This window comes from Paenibacillus caui (assembly GCF_019904135.1).
Lineage (GTDB): Bacteria > Bacillota > Bacilli > Paenibacillales > Paenibacillaceae > Fontibacillus > Fontibacillus caui.
The window spans coordinates 164199-182824 of record NZ_JAIOGQ010000001.1; the positions used below are offsets into that span (position 1 = coordinate 164199).

The 18626-nt window shown below is 47.3% G+C and carries 17 protein-coding genes; 8 read left to right on the forward strand and 9 right to left on the reverse strand.

From position 1 onward, the window contains the following. Window positions 1-169: 169 nt before the first annotated feature. The 5 genes from spoIIR to prfA form a co-directional block, all read right to left on the reverse strand. Complete coding sequence (gene spoIIR, locus K7397_RS00700) at window positions 170-862, reverse strand: stage II sporulation protein R (RefSeq protein ID WP_223066010.1); 693 nt, start codon at window positions 860-862, stop codon at window positions 170-172. Between the two features lie 164 nt (window positions 863-1026). Next, window positions 1027-1290, reverse strand: a complete 264-nt coding sequence (locus K7397_RS00705; protein WP_223066011.1) for a hypothetical protein — start codon at window positions 1288-1290, stop codon at window positions 1027-1029. A 297-nt stretch (window positions 1291-1587) separates the two neighbouring features. Next, a complete protein-coding gene (locus K7397_RS00710; protein ID WP_223066012.1) occupies window positions 1588-2763 on the reverse strand; it encodes an FtsW/RodA/SpoVE family cell cycle protein in 1176 nt (391 codons plus the stop codon). Window positions 2764-2964: 201 nt separating this feature from the next. Next, complete coding sequence (gene prmC / locus K7397_RS00715) at window positions 2965-3846, reverse strand: peptide chain release factor N(5)-glutamine methyltransferase (RefSeq protein ID WP_420488735.1); 882 nt, start codon at window positions 3844-3846, stop codon at window positions 2965-2967. 4 nt (window positions 3847-3850) lie between these two features. After that, window positions 3851-4918: a peptide chain release factor 1 gene (gene prfA, locus K7397_RS00720; protein ID WP_223066013.1), complete on the reverse strand. Its 1068-nt coding sequence runs from the start codon at window positions 4916-4918 to the stop codon at window positions 3851-3853. 317 nt (window positions 4919-5235) lie between these two features. Between prfA and K7397_RS00725 the strand changes: the two genes are divergently transcribed. The 4 genes from K7397_RS00725 (at window position 5236) to K7397_RS00740 (ending at window position 8920) form a co-directional block, all read left to right on the forward strand. Continuing rightward, complete coding sequence (locus K7397_RS00725; protein WP_223066014.1) at window positions 5236-6294, forward strand: S-layer homology domain-containing protein; 1059 nt, start codon at window positions 5236-5238, stop codon at window positions 6292-6294. 321 nt (window positions 6295-6615) lie between these two features. Continuing rightward, window positions 6616-7503, forward strand: coding sequence for an HNH endonuclease signature motif containing protein (locus tag K7397_RS00730; protein ID WP_223066015.1), 888 nt, complete (start codon window positions 6616-6618; stop codon window positions 7501-7503). Between the two features lie 16 nt (window positions 7504-7519). Further along, on the forward strand, window positions 7520-8086 hold the full coding sequence (locus K7397_RS00735; RefSeq protein WP_223066016.1) for an SMI1/KNR4 family protein: 567 nt from the start codon (window positions 7520-7522) through the stop codon (window positions 8084-8086). Between the two features lie 273 nt (window positions 8087-8359). After that, window positions 8360-8920, forward strand: a complete 561-nt coding sequence (locus tag K7397_RS00740) for an SMI1/KNR4 family protein (RefSeq protein WP_223066017.1) — start codon at window positions 8360-8362, stop codon at window positions 8918-8920. 355 nt (window positions 8921-9275) lie between these two features. On the opposite strand, the gene K7397_RS00745 is transcribed toward K7397_RS00740, so the two are convergent. Next, window positions 9276-10679, reverse strand: coding sequence for a helix-turn-helix domain-containing protein (locus K7397_RS00745; RefSeq protein ID WP_337926654.1), 1404 nt, complete (start codon window positions 10677-10679; stop codon window positions 9276-9278). A 201-nt stretch (window positions 10680-10880) separates the two neighbouring features. Then, entirely contained in the window at window positions 10881-11981 is a 1101-nt protein-coding gene (gene ychF, locus K7397_RS00750; RefSeq protein ID WP_223066019.1) for a redox-regulated ATPase YchF, read from the reverse strand. 466 nt (window positions 11982-12447) lie between these two features. Between ychF and K7397_RS00755 the strand changes: the two genes are divergently transcribed. The 4 genes from K7397_RS00755 (at window position 12448) to K7397_RS00770 (ending at window position 15406) form a co-directional block, all read left to right on the forward strand. Further along, complete coding sequence (locus K7397_RS00755; RefSeq protein ID WP_223066020.1) at window positions 12448-13425, forward strand: peptidylprolyl isomerase; 978 nt, start codon at window positions 12448-12450, stop codon at window positions 13423-13425. Between the two features lie 63 nt (window positions 13426-13488). Continuing rightward, on the forward strand, window positions 13489-14217 hold the full coding sequence (locus K7397_RS00760) for an N-acetylmuramoyl-L-alanine amidase family protein (RefSeq protein ID WP_223066021.1): 729 nt from the start codon (window positions 13489-13491) through the stop codon (window positions 14215-14217). A gap of 221 nt (window positions 14218-14438) precedes the next feature. After that, a complete protein-coding gene (locus K7397_RS00765; RefSeq protein ID WP_223066022.1) occupies window positions 14439-14726 on the forward strand; it encodes a putative quinol monooxygenase in 288 nt (95 codons plus the stop codon). 17 nt (window positions 14727-14743) lie between these two features. After that, the gene (locus tag K7397_RS00770) at window positions 14744-15406 is read left to right on the forward strand and encodes an NAD(P)H-dependent oxidoreductase (RefSeq protein ID WP_223066023.1); all 663 of its coding nucleotides are present in this window, start codon (window positions 14744-14746) and stop codon (window positions 15404-15406) included. Window positions 15407-15726: 320 nt separating this feature from the next. Here the strand turns inward: K7397_RS00770 and fni are convergent, their stop codons facing one another. Next, a complete protein-coding gene (fni, locus tag K7397_RS00775) occupies window positions 15727-16782 on the reverse strand; it encodes a type 2 isopentenyl-diphosphate Delta-isomerase (RefSeq protein WP_223066123.1) in 1056 nt (351 codons plus the stop codon). Window positions 16783-17044: 262 nt separating this feature from the next. Further along, complete coding sequence (cls, locus tag K7397_RS00780; RefSeq protein ID WP_223066024.1) at window positions 17045-18553, reverse strand: cardiolipin synthase; 1509 nt, start codon at window positions 18551-18553, stop codon at window positions 17045-17047. Between the last annotated feature and the right edge of the window lie 73 nt (window positions 18554-18626).

The following is an 18626-nucleotide window of genomic DNA, read 5'->3' on the forward strand; positions in this document are numbered from 1 at the left end:
TTCAGCCCATTCTTTCTATATTTAATTTGGTTTAACATTTACTTTATAAATCATTTATATTGTAGTCCTAAACCCGAATCCCGTAAAATGCTGCGGAAGAAGCCCTTCGTTCGAAACGCCAAAAAAGGCTAATTCAGCAAAGCGCCGGGCAGCCTTCCCCTCTTTTCGTTCAACTAAACAACCCCGTAAGCCAGTTCCAAAAACCGAGGAGCACGTCCCACAGGAAAAAACGAACCTCCGGGGCCTTCCCCTGCGCAGCGCCATCTTTCCCATTTCCCGCGGCCGCTGGAGCCTTGTCTCCATTGTCGCCCTTGGCCAGCGCCTCGCCGCTTCCTCCATCGATGAAGCAGAGCGGCGGAAACAGCACGCACCACCAGTTCTTCCCCTGTCCCGAACCGAGCGTAACGCGCAGCGCTTCATAGTTGCCGGCCGGGTAAACCTCGCCGCCGTACATTTTGGCCGGAAACGGGACTACGCCGAGCTCAACCTTATAGCCGTAGCTTTCCCCGTTCTCCTTCAAGGTTTTAGCCACCTGCTCCTCGATTTGCGGCAGATGCTCCCGGATGACGGCGCGGGCCTGCTCCAGACTTTGCGGATTATCCAGCGTCTTGACCCAGCTGTTCATCTGCTCGACAACCGCATCGCGAACTTTCCGCTTGACCAGCTGATCCGCCGGCTTATCCGAATCGGCCAAAATGCGAAGCCGGATCGACTCCTGGGGAATGGCCGTCTGCACCGCAGCGGCATCCGTCTTCTGATTCTCCCAGGACATCAGCAGAATCATCAAGCTGAACAGCAGGAGCGCTGCCGCCCTCACCACATTTCCTTTGCCGCCGTTTCCATGCTTTCGGTGGTTCCCCATAGAATCGTCCTCCTCGCTGAATCTGTCGTTTCTCTATCAGCCAGTATGTCCGGACTCTCTATTCTATAAACCTATAATCTAGTAAAATTATATATAGCAAATTTGGAAACAAAAAAAAGAGACACTGCTAACGATGTCTCACCTGAATTCTTATTTATTGGATTTTATTCAACAATCAATGCAACCCAAACAAACAAAATATAAATTAAAATCATAAATATAATCACACAAAGAGGAATAAGCCAAATAAGATGTGTTCTAAATGGTCTTGTTGCTACACTAAACTTTTCTTTAATGGGTAGTATTTCGAAGCTTGCTTTTTCGATTGCTTTTCTTACCTTCAATTCATTAACATCCTGAAATTTCCCCCATAATTGGTCGTATTTCTCCCTAATTTCCTGAATATTGGGGCTATCCTTTAATAACACCAGTTTAACCTCCATTTTGTGTTAATTAGATTTTCATAAATACAATAATAGAGAGATTACATTAATAAAATACAACAAATTACCTATACTGTAAATAAATAACATAACTCCAGTTAAACATAATAAAAAGCACCACTTAATAAGGGGACTACGCGACAAGCAACAGGATTCAGGTTTTATTCTGTTCCTTACACTGTAAAGGATTTAAAATTCCGTTATTCCAAAAAAACGCCTTCATTCCCGGCACAGGCGGCTCGAAATGAAGGCGATCTAATGCTTGCAGCGTATAAGGTTTCCTCAAGCCGAAGCTCCTGGCTGCATGAGGGTCCCTGTGTCTTTGTCCCTGCCATGCAGCCGTACGCTCATGGCCAGACCGAGGCTGGCCATATTGATCAGCAGCGACGTGCCGCCATAGCTGATAAAAGGCAGGGTGATCCCGGTCAGCGGCATAATGCCGATGAACATGCCGATATTTTCAAAAATCTGATAGAGCAGCATCGCTATGATCCCCACGATCAGGTAAGGTCCGCCTCGCTCCCTGGCCTCCAGCGAGATCAGAATCATCCGGTGGATCAGAATGAAATATAAGAGCAGCAGCACCGAGCAGCCGATAAACCCGAATTCTTCGGCAACCACTACAAAAATGGAGTCCGAATACGTATAGGGGACCCGGTTGCTCTGAACAAAGTCCCCCTTCATGTAGCCCTTCCCGAACATGCCGCCCGAGGCGATGGCAATTTTCGCATTCCGGGTATGGTAAGCCGCATTCTTGTCCGCTTCTTCAGGCATCAGCCACGGGTCGATCCGGTTCAGCCAGTGTTCCTTACTCGTATTCTTCAATGCCGCCTCAATTTGATCATGGAAGGAGATGTATGATTTAATCCCGACGATTACAGAGACCGCGAATATGATCAGGATAATCAGGGTATGCGAATATTTCAGATTGCCGATCCACAGAAGGCCAAGCAGGATCACCAGGTAGCTGAGACCGTTTCCGATGTCGTTCTGCTTAAGAACAAGCCCCAGCGGAACCATCGTGATCAAGAAAAGCGGCACAACATTTTTCCAGAAAGAAAGCTTGGATTTGGATTTCTTCACCAAAAGCGCGGTCAGGGTGATGATAAGCACCAGCTTAAACAGCTCGGCCGGCTGCAGGCTGAGACCGACGTTTGGAATTGTTATCCACCCCTGAGCGCCATTGACGCTTCCCCCTATAAAAATAACCAGGATCAGAAGGAACAGGCCAACGCCAAGAATGTACAGATAATACTTGATAAAGAACCGGTAATCCACGAGCGCTACTCCAAAAAAAGCTATGAAGCCCAGAATATAGAAAAAGACCATTTTTTTATCCGAGCCTTTGTAGTCGCTCCAGGCGGCAGTTCCGCTGTGAACGAGAATTATGCTGAGCGCCATAAAGATCACGAGAATGACGACAATCGTCCAGTCCATTTTTTTCAGCTTGTTGATCATGTACACGGATCCCCCCAGAGTCCATTTAGCCCGAACTCTGTCTTTCGCAAAGTTCTTGTAACGGTTGACGGATACAGATGATTTGAGTAATAAAATGATGGAATACCTCTATGGTACACCATCCATCCGGCCGAGAACAAATTTCCGCGGGGTGCCCGAAATCCGGCGTTCTGACGTATGGCATCCGGATGCGGCAGACGATCAGAATATACCGATGACATGCCTCTCGATGCCCGCATAGTCCTTCACCACTTCGATCCGGCTCCAGGCGCCTGCTTCCCTCAGCATTTCCGCCACCTCGCCGGCCTGCCCTATGCCGAGTTCGAAACCGATTAAGGCTGGCGGAGCCGCAAGCAGCGGCAATTGGCGCATCATGATGCGGTAGGGCTCAAGCCCATCAGGGCCGCCGTCAAGCGCGGAGCGGGGTTCGAAGTCCCTGACCTCGGTCTGCAGCCCCTCAATCACCTCCGCCGGAATATAAGGCGGATTCGAAACGATAATATCGGGAGCAAGCCCGGCAAAAGGTTCCAGCAGGTTGCCTTCGCGAAACGATATCTCAAGCCTCAGCTTTGAAGCGTTGCCCTTGGCGACTTCAAGCGCAGCCGGGGAAATGTCGCTCGCCATGACGTTCCAGCCTGGACGCAAAAATTTCAGCGCTCCGGCTATCGCCCCGCTGCCTGTGCCGATATCTGCGGCCAGCAGCCGTCCTTCCGGCCACAGCCGCTGTCCCAACTCGGCGATCCGTTCCACCAGCAGTTCGGTCTCGGGCCTCGGGATCAGCACAGACGGATTGACCGTAAAAGGGAGGCCGTAAAATTCCTGCTCCCCGATAATATATTGGGCCGGCTCCCCCTTGGCCTTGCGGGAAATAACCTCCTCCCACTCATCGATCCGGCCTGCCGGAAAGAGATCCCGCCCGGCAGCCAGCAGGAGAGCCGGAGATAATCCGAGCACATGTCCAAGGAGAAGGCGCGCATTGGGTTCCGGCTCCGCCACATTCGCCGCCGCCAAAAAAGAAGAAGCCTCTTCAAGGGCTTCCTTTACATTCATCGCTGCGGACATGACATAGGTGTCTCTGTTCAAAGCTTTATTCTCCTTTTTCCAGCAGTTCGGACTGCTCGGCTATGGTCAGCGCCGATAGGATCTCTTCGATCTCGCCGTTCATCACCTGGTCCAGCTTGTGGAGAGTAAGGCCGATCCGGTGATCGGTCACACGGCTTTGCGGGTAATTGTAGGTCCGGATCCGTTCACTGCGGTCCCCGGTGCCTACTTTGCTCTTGCGCTCGCCGGCGTATTTCGCCTCTTCCTCCTGGCGCATCATGTCAAAAATGCGGGCCCGAAGCACCTGAAGCGCTTTTTCCTTATTGGAGTTCTGAGATTTGCCGTCCTGGCACGTCGCCACAATACCTGTTGGAATGTGCGTGACCCGAACAGCGGATTTCGTCGTATTGACGGATTGTCCGCCCGCCCCGCTGGAACAGAACGTATCCACGCGGATATCCTTGTCAAGGATCTCGATATCCACATCTTCCGCTTCCGGCATCACCGCAACCGTCGAAGTCGAAGTATGAATCCGGCCGCCCGACTCTGTCGCCGGAATCCGCTGAACCCGGTGCGCGCCGCTCTCGTATTTCATTTTGCTGTATGCGCCGCGTCCATTGATCATAAAGATGACCTCTTTGAAGCCGCCAAGGTCGCTTTCATTGACATCCATCAGCTCTACGCGCCAGCCCTGCGTATCCGCGTAACGCGTATACATCCGGTACAGATCCGCTGCGAACAGGGCTGCTTCATCGCCGCCGGCCGCGCCGCGAATTTCCACAATCACGTTTTTGTCGTCGTTAGGGTCCTTCGGCAGCAGCAGAATCCGAATGTTCTCTTCCAGTTCCTGCTTGCGCTGCGTCAGACTGTCGATCTCGCCTTTAACCATTTCCTTCATTTCATCATCAAGCTTCTCTGCCTGCATTTCCTTGGCAGCTTCGAGCTCTTCCACAACTTGTTTATATTCGTTATAAGCCTCGTATGTCGGCTGCAAATCCGATTGTTCTTTGGAATAATCCCGCAGTTTCTTCGGGTCGCTCGCCACATCGGGGTCGCAGAGCAGCTCGCTCAGCTTCTCATAGCGGTCAATCAGGGCTTCAAGTTTATCCAACAAGGCAAGTCACCTCTCTTGTATCAGGTTTCATTTTACAATCCATGTATATTCAGTTCATTGATTTGAATGGTAAACGACTTTTTATTATAGCATGATATGAAAAATTTGAACAGTCCTACTTCTAGTGAACTGAAGTCAAAAAGGGGGGTTGAAAAAGCGCGAGATCACGGAGTTCCCAGCCAATCGGAAGCCCGTTTGCTCCAATAAATGTCCCTATCATTCGCGGCTTCCCGTTAGGCAGATATTACCGTTAGCGCCACACCCATACATTTGCTATTCTGGTTAACGACAATTTAACATTCGGGAGGACACCCAAGATGAGACAAAACGTTTACCGGGCTATATGCTGCCTGCTGCTTCTGCCTTTATTCCTTTTATTCACCCCGCCCATCTCACCTGCCCAAGCGGCCGAAGCCGACCCGCTGGACAAGTACTATCCATCCGACATTGAGGACCACTGGGCTTACGATGAGCTTGATAATTTTATGAATGCGGATCTGCTGAAGGGTTACGCGGATTCGGGCGGCAATATTACCGTTAAACCGAATCGCGAAATCAGCCGTGCTGAATTCGTTGCCATTCTGGTGAATGCCGCGGGACTTGCCAGCGAACAACCCGGCAAAAATTTTACCGACGTACATACGGGCAAATGGTACGCCGAGCCCGTCCGGATCGCAAGCTCGCTCGGAATTGTCAGCGGAATTTCAGACACCGAGTTCGGTCCGGACCGGCCGATCTCCCGGGGAGAAATTGCGGTTATGGTCGTCAATGCCTTTTCATCGTCCGTTGACTTCAGCGGACAAAGCCTGAACTTTTCCGATGTCCCGGACTACTATGCCAAGCTGTCCATCCAGAAGGCCAGCGCAGCGGGAATCGTCAATGGAATGGCATCCGGGCAATTCAAACCCTTTGACCGCGCCACCCGGGCACAGTCGGTCGTCATGCTGCAGCGCGCGCTTATGCTTCAGCAGCAGAACATCCCTGACGCACAAGCTCTGATTGATATTGCCGCTGCCGCAAACAATGAACAGATGCAGCTTCTGAAAGACAAGAAATACAGCGAACTCGAAGCAAGCTATCTGAAGTACTGCACCGGTTATCAGCTAGCTTACAATCTTTCTTCCCTCAGGGAGTTTCAAGAAATGATTGCCGGCGGTGCAGTGGCCGAATATGAGCTCGTAACCGCTCCAACCTTTACAGTCATCGAGCAATCCGATCGCTTCGCGGTTCTGGAAAGCACGGGCGGGGAAATCAAAATCAAATCTAGCAACGGCTCCTCCACTTACGAAGATACCGTCAAAACAGACGGGCTCTACAAAATGAAAAAGATGCCAGATAACAACTGGAAAATTTACGCTTACCTGCCGTATGAATAAATAGTTCATTGATGGCCCAATAATGGCTAAAAAGGTCTCGCCCCAAATTACCAAATTAGGGGGAGGCCTTTTTCTTCCCGCTCTGAAGTTCTACATAGCGAATAAGCAGTTTGTCCAGTACTCAGGGCTGCTTAATCCCGTATTGATTTGTCGCTCAGCATAAAAAATATAGAGCTACTGAGGCGTAACTCTCATCACTCTTTCCAATATATGTTGAAAACAAAAGATTGGTATATTATATTTAAGTAGGGATTTATACCTTTTTTTTCAAATGAAGGAGGGAAGCGGTTTTATCTTAAAGACTATTTTAGGGGGAGAAGTATGTTTAATAAAATTAGGAAATTATTCATTCTGGCGTCTTTACTTATTCTTGCTGTTTCTTACTTACCTGTAAAAGGGTATGCTGAAGGGGAAGATCAAAATAACGTAAGAATTGATATTAATAAGAAAGTGCCGCTTCAGAGCTTCAATGGGCCGTTACTAGAATTCACTTTTGATTCCAACGGAGATATCAATAGTTTCAAAGCTGTCGATCCTAATACTAAGAATAGTGATGAGATTAGTATTAGGGGTGAAGTAGCAGGGGAATTAGGTGTGCAGACAATTATTTACCCTAATATTGGCTCAAAGACTATTACTGTTGGTTACTATGTTGCAACAGCATCAGGAATCCCGGCAACATCACTTAGTATTTCTTATGACTTGCAACGTGGAGTTACAAGGTATAGTTCTAAATCGAATGCCGGGTATGCATTTGATAGCAAAATTCTTCCTGTTGTCGGAAGTACAAACACTAAAACAATTAGTATCACCCAAACTGGCTACTATCAAGTAAAGTTTACTTTAGATGTATTTTTCTCAAATGGTACACAAAAATCTTACAACGCAAGTTCAGATACAGTATTATTAAACCGAATGGCCAGACCGTATCCAACTATATATACTGACCCAATCTCGGGTAAATCTGTTTCTGAACCAAGTGCAGATTGGACAAAAACTTCTAGTCCAGTAAGTTGGACTCAAACTGATATAAACAGATTTAGAACTTGGTATGAAGGAACTTATAATCTTACAAATTTTCAGTGGGGTGCATACGAGATTCATCATATTCGGCCAAGAATATACGGTGGAACAAATGATAACTCCAACTTGATTCCATTACCGCCTAGCATTCATTCTTCATACACTGCATTTTTTTCCGGTTATTAAAAAGGAGTTGAACTTTATGGAAGATGATTTTCAATTCATCCTTAAATGGTTACATCAGCGAATAGAATTGGAAGAAGGCAGAATAAAAATACTAGGGAGTGATGGGAAAATCTACTCGGCTTCCTTTGTATTCAATCCTCCGGCTACAATAAATACAATTCGACAACTAGAAAATAAGTATCAAATCAGACTTCCAAAAGATTATGCTACCTTTTTGAGTATTCATAACGGCGCTAAACTATTTGATATAGGTAATGGTGATTGTACACAAATATACAGTATTGATGAAGTGGATAACTTAGCAGAAATTATGATGCCGGAAATAGCCCCCAATTTACTGCCCATTGCACGTTATCCCGGCATTAAATTCTATTTGGATTTAACACGAAAGAATAATAATATATTTTCTAACGAATCTGGACCAGATTTTGATTTTCTTGCCATGAATTTCACAAAGTGGTTTAGTGCATTAATACAAACTAATGGCAGTCCTTTTTGGGATTTGACGCCACAAATGGTTTATAGAATAATTGACGATCCTGAATTAAAGCTAAAAGACTGGTTGTTAAACGGATATCAATAAAGAGACAAAAGTGTCAATGATGCATAATTTGTGTCATTGACACTTGCATTTTCTCTCTTTAATTTGCTATATTGCCCAAATAGGAAGTCATAACCACTCGGCTTATATAAGCTTACCAACTTCCAGTGAGATGCGTATCAAATTCATCACATTCAACCCAAGAGTAAGGCGGAACGAATGACTATTCAAATTTAATTTCACTACCATTTCCCGAGCATACTGCTTATTCCACATTTTTTAAAAGATATTAATAATCAAGGAGAAGGAACCACAGTGGATGCTATTCAATTTATACTTGAGGGGCTTAATCAGCGAAGAAATAGAATGCAAGGGAAAGTTGAGTTACAAGTAAGTCACGGTGATGTTTATTTGGCTTCATTTGATTTCAACTCACCAGCCACAGATGAAGAAATTAAACAATTGGAAAATGATTACGAAGTCGTTCTCCCTAAAGAATATAAAGAATTTTTAAAAATTCATAATGGCGCTAAACTTTTTGATATTGGATATGGTGAATGTACTCGTATCTTTAGTATTGAAGAGGTTTATGATGTTGCAAATACAATGCCTGAAATTTCGTCTAGCTTACTTCCGTTTGCTTCTTATCCTTCAATAATGTTCTACTTGGACTTAACAAGAGAGAAAAAATATATATTTTCCAACGAATCAAGTCCAGATTTTAATTTTTTTTCGCAGAATTTCACGGAGTGGTTAAGTGCTATAATTCAAGCGAATGGGAGACCATTCTGGGATTGGACACCACAAATGCTTTATAGGACAATTGACAATACTGAACTCAGAGTAAAAGACTGGCTAATCAAAGGATTTGAATAAAGCAAAAAAGTGTTAACGATATTTTCTTCATTTCGTTAACACTTTTTCATGTATCACTATGAATTGAAGCATAAGAGAAAGGACGAGACAGATTTTTTTTCATAAAAACCAACAAATATGTAATGTGGTGAATTTGACTGCAATTTTTGAGTCTCAGTAAATGGCCTTGTTCTTCCTCTCTTCTCTATTATGTATCAGCAAGGGTGAGCATAGGGCTTACCCAAATATTAACGCTATAAAAATCTATAGCCCTCCATCACCATGGTTATAAGTTGTTATAATACACGATGACGATCCTGTATCAGCATCCGTATCGGCAGCAGCGGCTGGAAAAGCGCTCATTACGATAATCAGATTAATTGCTGCGATTAACAAAGCTAATTTTTTTTTCATTTTGTAGTTGCACCTCACCAATTAATTTGTGGTATTGCTTTTGCTGCTCCTCAGAAGCAACACGCCGAAATTGTTCAAACAAACCAACACAGCGGATGATACATATATCATTATTAGTTTTAAGCGCATAAGCCAAACTCTCAAGAACCCATTTTATCCCAATCATATACCTTTGTTTATTCAGATGATAGATCGCCAAATCCGACAAAAAATGAGCAAAACGGTTATCCATAACTTGTTTCTTGTAACTGCTTTTAGGCCCGGTAATACATGCAGCAGCAATTTGTTGCTCAAAATACTTCAAAATCTCATCAATATCGATTTGATATCGGTTAGCTGCTTCAATAATTCTGAATAATGCCTTGAATATTTCATTTTCCATTGGAGTGATATAGTCTACATAATCCTGAAGAACCCTTATCTCTCCAGCCATAAGTCTGCTCACAAATTCATTTGCCGTAGCCCATACTCGAAACTTTTGTTTAAAAAACAACGCCTCGTCGTCGTTTTCTTTTACCCAATCCATATTGGAATACAACGACACATAGTGCAACGCTTGTTCATATTGACCATATTCCTCACAGACTACACCACGCATTAAATTGGAGTATAAAACATAACAAAAAATTGGTATAGACGGCTCTCTGAAGGGCTTATTTTTTCTTTCCGAACTGTGTTTGCGAGAATATTGAATTTCAGCTTTTCGGCCCATTTCCTCGGCCGTCTTGTCCATTTTATCCCATATTCGTAATGCAGAGTATGTATTCACCAAATCTTTCAGAGCGTCGAGCTGGTCAATTTCGTCCAATCGTTCCACATAGGGTTCAAATTTTACCGCTGCCCGCAAATTGGCATCCTGATCCTCACTTAGCGCTATCTTGAACAAGCGGTACTGGCACAAGGCCAGGCGTTCGGAATGCTGGTACCTTTCGCTTTCAGCCACGCTTTCGTACAAAATCGCCGCTGAGGTCCATTTATTGTCTTTGAACAAGCGTTCTGCCACCTCAAAAACCATCGGCGCATAGGACAGGTTGTCCATCAGCAAATGAACGGTCCGCTTGATGTACTCCAGCTTGTCCAGCTCGGCGCATCTCATGAGAAAGGGACCCAAACGCCGCCAATTGGGGCTGGAATGGACAAGACATTCATCTACGTATAAATCGTAATAACTCCCTTCCGAGCGTCCCATAGCAGCGGTGATTCTATCGAGCTGTCCAACGGCAACCGATCGACGCCCATTCAGTATACTGCTGATTGTTCCTGAATTAATGCCCGTCAGTTCGGCAAACTGAGTGATTGTTAATCCTTCTTTAAATATAAAAGATTCTATTTCTGCCTGGATCGTGGTTGTCGCCTGCAAGTTCACCACTCCTTCTGGGACAAATCCATATATTTCAATAAATGATTTATATATACATAGGTTACACTTGATTTTTACACCGGTCAAATATAAAAAAATTTGGAGATTGCTGTCGATTCACCCAAGCGAGAGACGTCTTCATTTTGCAAAAGAAAACGGCGGCTTCAGGAGAAACATCCTGAAACCGCCGTCTATTATAATATCCTTTTAAACATTAAACCGGAAATGCATAACATCTCCGTCATGAACGACATAATCCTTGCCTTCCAGGCGCAGCTGGCCGCGCTCCTTGGCTGCGTTCATTGAACCGGCTGCTACAAGATCGTCGTAGGATACCACTTCGGCGCGGATAAAGCCGCGTTCAAAATCGCTGTGGATCACACCCGCAGCCTGCGGCGCTTTCATGCCTTTGCGGATGGTCCAGGCGCGCACTTCCTGCACGCCGGCCGTGAAGTAGGTATACAGGCCAAGCAGGCTGTACGCCGCTTTGATCAGGCGGTTGAGGCCGGATTCTTCGAGGCCCAGCTCCTCAAGAAACATCGCTTTGTCTTCGCCTTCAAGCTCGGCAATTTCGGCCTCTACTTTCGCGCTGATCGGCACGACGGCGGCATTCTCCGCAGCCGCGAAATCCCGCACCTGCTGTACATACGGATTGGAATCCGTGTCAGCAACGCCGTCTTCGCTTACGTTGGCCGCGTACAGCACCGGCTTCATGGTAAGCAAGTGGAGATCGCGCACGATCAGCTTCTCTTCGTCCGACAGCTCCACGCTGCGCGCCGACTGATCATTGTAAAGCGCTTCTTTCAAACGCTCCAGCACTTCCACTTCCTGCGCGTACTGCTTGTTGCCGCCCTTCATGTTCTTGCGGGCACGCTCAATCCGCTTCTCGACGCTGTCCAGATCGGCCAGAATCAGCTCCAGGTTGATCGTCTGGATGTCGCTGACCGGATTCACCTTGCCTTCCACGTGGGTAATGTTCTCGTCTTCAAAACAGCGGACGACGTGAACGATGGCATCCACCTCACGGATGTGAGCCAGGAATTTGTTGCCAAGCCCTTCCCCTTTGCTGGCCCCCCGCACAAGTCCGGCAATATCGACAAATTCAAATGCTGTAGGCACCGTCCTGTTCGGAACGACAAGCTCGGTCAATTTGTCCAGACGCTCATCGGGCACCTCGACAACCCCGACATTTGGGTCAATGGTACAAAAAGGATAGTTGGCGGATTCTGCCCCCGCCTGCGTTATCGCGTTAAACAGCGTGGATTTCCCGACGTTCGGAAGGCCCACGATTCCTGCTTTTAAAGCCATTTATATGACAACTCCTCAACGTATCTTAATGAATAACAAATAATCCTATTCATTATATATTAGAACAATTTCAGGGGCAAGAACGGGCAAGAACTCAGTTTCGCAAAAAGGCGATCATTCGCTGCCAGACGTCTCTTTCCGCCAATGCCGCCCCGGGCTGTGACCTGTGAAGAGAATGAAACCGGCAGCAAATTCTGTACGAAAAAGTGATGGTCGCAGCAGCCCATACGCCCGTAGTAGCGTCTCGCGAATTGAATAGTTGCGCTACACGAATCTGGAAAATACTGTAATCCTTATGGGGATTATCCCTTTTTTTCTGGTTGTTGTATAAAAAATGAGTCCTAAGCACTGTATAAAAAATCCAATAAATAGTTCTTTATTCATGTGGATTTATAGTCGGATTGGAAATATATTCAAATCAGTATAATAGATTCCGAAAATAATAAATTTTGCGACAGGTGATCGGATGAGAAAACGAAGAAAATGGATGTATCTGTCTTTACCGATTTTTTTCCTGGGAGCCATTTTTCTGTATGCGGCTTTGATGTACCAACCCCTTCTTTTTGCTTTCGATGATCATTTCTTTCGCAGAGACGATTGGGAAAGAATGAAGCCTACGTATTTCCGGGGGATCGCTTACTCATCAGCCGAGGAGGTAAAGCTGCTGGAACAACTGAGCTTGGAAGAATTGATCCTTTATAAAGGAAAACAGATGGGGGTGAAGGCAGATGAGAATCTGATTGAAGAACAACTGAAGCAACTGGGCAGCACGAAAGCGGAGCGCGAAGAAACATTGCGCCAGATGAACATGACGGAAGCAGATAGCATCAATAACATAAAACGGGCGATGATCGGTTTTGAAGTGAAGAAGATCGTGACTCGGGATGTTGCGGTGACACAAGAAGAAGTAGACAGATTTTACCGGGAACAAATAGAGTCGTTTCGAATTCCCGAATTGCGCACCATTTATTATTTGCGGGTTAACAATGGTGACAAGCACATGATGGACAAGCTGAAAAACGTTTCTGCGGAACGTTTTCAATCCCTATTGAAACAATATGGCGATGATGCAGAGGGTCGTACAGGCTTCTACGAACTTGTTTCGCAATCTTATCTGTCCTCTCATCATAACGAGATCATCGCGAATGCCGTGTTTCAATCTCCCGCAAAGCGGGTCGTAGGCCCTTTAGAGAACGAACAGTGGACTTATTGGTTTTTACCTGTTGAAATTATGCCCGCAAAAACACAAAGTCTCCCGGAAGTAAGCAATAAAATACAGCAAACCCTTTATCTCGAGAAAGAAGCGGCGGTGTACCAGAAATGGCTCAAGTCGCAAAAACAAGCAAACCATTACCTGTTTCTATCAGAAAATTTACATAAGAATAAATTTTTAGCGTTTTGGAGTGACTTACCTGTTACTTTTCGCATTCTTTTCAATCAGTAAGTACTGGCTATCCGAGACGTAAGTCGTATCGAATAGATAAAAATTTAAAAGGAGAGATTCACAATGAAAACGGTAAAACTGTTGTTGACAGCACTCATTTGCAGCAGCTTGGCGGTGACTCCAGCATTTGCAGAGAAGGAAATCGCCAAGGAGCCTATGTGGGACAGCGCGCCCGCACCCAAAAATTACGACCCGAATAAGAAGAAAGCGGTGGAAGCGAAAGGGCTTGACAGAAATGTGTACGCCCTTGCCGCGAATCCCATTATCGTAATCGACCCCGGGCATGGTGGGACAGATCCAGGCGCATTGGGCAACGGTTTGCGGGAAAAAGACTTGACTTTGGACATCGGACTTCGGGCCAAAAATTACATCGTTGCCAACTATCCGGCCACAGTTTACATGACGCGAAGCTCTGATACAACTACTTCCCTGTCTTACCGCGCTTCCTATGCCAACTCCGTAAGCGCCGACTTTTTTGTCTCCATGCATATCAATGCCGCAGACGCTTCCTCGGCCAATGGAGTGGAAACTTACAATTACCCCGGCTCGTCAACCAGCTTGCATTTGGCTACGGAAACGTATAATCAATTAAAAAATTCGTTTGCCAATGACAGGGGAGTCAAAGCAGCTGAGTTCTACGTATTAAAATACACAAACATGCCGGCATCTTTAGGAGAAACCGGATTTATTACGAATGCGGGTGACGCATCCAATCTTGCGCAAAGTTCGTTCCGTCAAACGCTTGCTAACGAATACGCTGTCGGCATGCACCGTTACTGGTGGGGATTCTAACAAGAATTTGCAGGCAACGCGCAAACCATTCGAATAACGGATAACGAGGCTATCCCCTAGCCGTGAACACGGCTAAGGGATAGCCTCCTTCTATTTTTGCCCGCCAAATAACAACAGGTGGTATACAGATTTATACTACATAACAAAAATGTGCGTTCTTACCTCAGGGAAGTTACTGGTATAAAATAAAAATGACCGCTCACGAAGAAAGGAAAATGTCCATGATCGTAATCCATGCCCATATCAAAATCCAGCCTGCATACACGGACATCTTTTTAGAAAAAGTGGCTCCGCTGATCGCCGGCTCACGGAATGAAGCGGGAAACATCAGTTATTCCCTCTATCGGGATATTGATCAATCAAACGTGTTCATCATGGTAGAGGAATGGAAAGACGAAGAAGCAGTTTCTTTCCACAACCAAACGGCGCATTTCACCCAATTTGTCTCCGAATCAAAACAGCTGTTGCTCGAGCCGCTGCAAGTAAAACGCTTTGACGTTAAGGAATAGGAAAGGGGATTCTCTCAATGAATAAACAACAAATTATCGATGCCTATCAATTCAGACATGCCTGCAAAGAATTTGACAGCGGAAAGAAAATCAGCGAGGACGATTTTCAGTTCATTCTTGAAACAGGCCGACTCTCGCCTAGCTCTTTTGGTTTCGAGCCTTGGAAATTCATCGTCGTGCAAAATCCTCACGTTCGTGAAAAACTGCTCCCGGTCACCTGGGGAGCCCAGAAGCAGCTGCCGACATCCAGCCATTTCGTTATTATTTTGTCTCGTACCAAACAAGAGATGGTTGCCGACTCAGACCATATCCAGCACATGATGAAAGACATCCAGCAACTTCCAGAGGAAGTCGTGAAAGGCAAAGGGAGCGTCTACAAGAAGTTTCTCGAGTCGGATTTCAAACTGCTTGACAATGAGCGGGTCACGTTTGAATGGGCCTGCCGGCAAACCTATATCGCCCTCGGCAATATGATGACGGCAGCCGCGCAGATCGGCGTTGATTCCTGCCCGATTGAAGGGTTTGATAAAGAAAAAGTGGAGCAAATCCTGAGGGAAGAAGGCATTATTGACGGGGATCGATTTGGCGTTTCCTGCATGGTCGCTTTTGGATACCGGGTAAGGGATCCTCGTGAAAAAACGAGACAATCCATGGAACAAATCGTGGAATGGGTGAATTAAGACCAGGCTCTCTGAGAAGAAGTCTTGTGCAGTGGGGCTGTCCCAGAAGCCGTGAATTGGCTGAGGGATAGCCCCCTTCTTTAATTATTGCATTCATTTTATGATTTGTTTGTTAATATTATTTAGCACAAAAATTATCCGCTTGGAAGCGGTTATTTGAAAAAAAATAGGGTACGGAAATCATGGCGATTTCGTACTCTATTTGAGTTGTGATTAGTTGTTTTGCACCCTTAAAGAGAACCCGTTACCTTTCCGGGACAGCCTCCTTTTTGTGCTGAGCCCGACTGGATCCGCCTGAGTTCACCCCAGCCCCACTTCGCTCAATACCGCCGCTCCAGCCTGTTTGACGCGCGCAGCGCAGCTATGTCCCCTGCGCCGATCCCGAACATCGCGATCCGCAGCTCCAGCTCCACACGGGCGAGCAGCACCTCCACGGACTGCTCCGACTGGACGGCCGCGGCGAGCAGGGCCCGTCCGAAGCCGGCAAGATCGGCGCCGAGGGCAATCGCCTTGGCGGCATCCACGCCGCTGTGGAGCCCGCCGCTGCCTATAAGCTGAGCCTCGGGCAAAGCCGCCCGCACCTCGCGGATGCATTCCCCGGTCGGGATGCCCCAATCGGTGAATGCCTCTGCGGCCATGCGGCGTACCGGATCGCTGGAGCGATGCTTCTCGACCTGGCTCCAGGACGTGCCGCCTGCGCCGGCTACATCGATAAAGGCAACGCCGCTGTTATGCAGGCGTCTCGCCGTCTCGGCATCTATGCCCCAGCCGACTTCTTTTACCCCGACCGGAACATCCATTTCAGCGCACAGCCGCTCAATCGCCCTGAGCAGTCCCGCAAAGTTCACGTCCCCTTCCGGCTGGAACACCTCCTGCAAGCTGTTCAGGTGCAGCACCAGCATGTCCGCTCCCGCAATCTCTACCGCTCTCCGGCATTGCTCAGGGCCATACCCGTAATTCAACTGTACGGCTCCCATATTGGCAATGACGGGAATGGTCGGGGCATAGCGGCGAACGGCAAAGGTGGACGCCAGATTCTCCCGCTCTACGGCAGCGCGGACAGAGCCGACCCCCATCGCCCAGCCCCTGCGCTGGGCCGCTTCCGCCAATCTTTCATTAATGGATGCAGCCGCCTTGCTGCCCCCGGTCATGGAACTGATGAGGAGAGGCGTCCGCAGCTTGCGGTTCAGAAAGACAGTATCCAGCCTTATGTCGTCAAAATGAAGCTCAGGCAGTGCATTATGCCTGAACCGGTACTGTTCAAGTCCGTTCGTGATTCCTTGTCCCTCCACATTCTCCTGCAGGCAAATGCGAATATGCTCGGTTTTCCGTTCGGATGTTACCGTCCCCGGGATACCGCCCGGGAATCCTTTCATCGCTTGGGATGCATCCGCCTGAGCGCTCTCCCCCGCCGCTTGAAAACCTCCAGTGCTCCAGCCCCGGTTCAGTTTCTGTTTCCGGCGGATTCCCTTTGACGTGCGGCCGGAATGATTTATATGTCCATGGCGTCTGCCGCTGTAAGATCTGGACAGCCCGAAACGTTCTTCCACTCTTGTATTCGCTCCTTATTAAAGTCTGGTTTCATTCTATAGGATTCGGCCCAAACGTTCCAACCCGCGGCGCTTTTCGGCCGGATTTTTACAGCAGTGGGGACATCAGCCGCGCAGCCGATTCCATGAAGCGCACGATGATTTTTTTCTTCATAAATGCGCGCAGTTCCATAGGCTTGGTCGACAGCAAATCGCGTTCAAAATCGCTGACAATCTTGTTCACACTGTCTGTTCCTACCAGCAAGGCGTTTACTTCAAAGTTCAGGTGGAAGCTCCGCATGTCCATATTGGCCGTTCCGACCGTAGCCACTTCGCCATCGGCGATAAGCAGCTTGGAATGCAAAAATCCTTTTTCATATTCATAAATTTTAACCCCTGCCGCAAGCAGTGCAGGAAAATACGAATGCGAAGCGAGAAAAGGCAGCCACTTGTCCGGCTTGGCTGGAAACAGAATCCGCACATCGAGCCCCGAATCGGCCGCAACCTGAAGCGCCGTCAATATATCGTCTCCGGGAATAAAATACGGCGTTGCCAGCCAAACCGATTTTTTGGCCGAGGTGATCATGCTGAAAATAATATTTTTCAAGGAACTCGTTTCATTGTCCGGTCCGCTCGGCAAAATTTGCACCGCTCCGCAGCAGCTTGGTTCAATATCCGGCGATAAGTACTCTAGCCCCATGATCGTGCGGCCGGTGACGTACTTCCAATCCTGCAGAAAAATAATTTGCAGCGAGCGGACCGCCTCGCCCCTCACAAGCATGTGCGTATCGCGCCAAAAGCCGTAGGCTTTATTTCGGCTCAAATACTCGTCTCCCACATTGAGCCCGCCCATAAAAGCGGTTTTACCGTCGATCACGACAATTTTCCGGTGGTTCCGGTAATTGACCCGGCTGGATAACGCCAGGAAACGGACAGCCCCGAAGACTCCGATTTCTACCCCGGCGTCCGCCATCTCCTTAAGGAACGATTTGGACAAGCCGATGCTGCCAACGGCATCGTACATAAACCGGACTTCTACACCCGCCTTGGCTTTCTCGATCAGCGTCCGCTGAATTTCACGCCCGATCTCATCCGCCCTGTAGATGTAATATTCCATATGGATGTGATGCCGGGCTTCCTTGAGTTCCTTGAGCAGTGAAGAAAAGGTCTCCTCACCGTTCGTCAGCACCCGGGTTCGGGTCGCCATCGAGAAGGGCGTGCGGGCAACTTTTTGCGAAAGGCGAAGCAGTTTCTGATGTTCCGGGGAAAACTGCGCCAATTCACCGGCAGCAGCCCGGCCATTTCTGTCCATCCGTTCATAAGCCTCCTGATCCTGCTCCGCCTTCTTGTCGTATTTCCTGCGCTTGAAGTAATTTTGTCCAAACAGGAAATAAAACACAAGGCCTACAACGGGAAACAAAGCAAGCACCAGAATCCAGGCCAGCGTACTGGACGGGTTGCGATTATCCATGAAGATGGCAAGTCCGATGGTAATGGCGGTCAGCGTCTGGAAAATACTGAGCAGCGTGCCGCCGAACTTCCCGAAGAAATTAAAACCGAATAAATAAAAAGTTATGATAATAACGGTTAAAATCAAAATTTGAATCCCTTTTCTCATACGTTTCCCCTTTGTTTCTATTGATTCTAAATCAATGCTGGAAGTTCTTCCTTAGTCTATATTACATGAACAA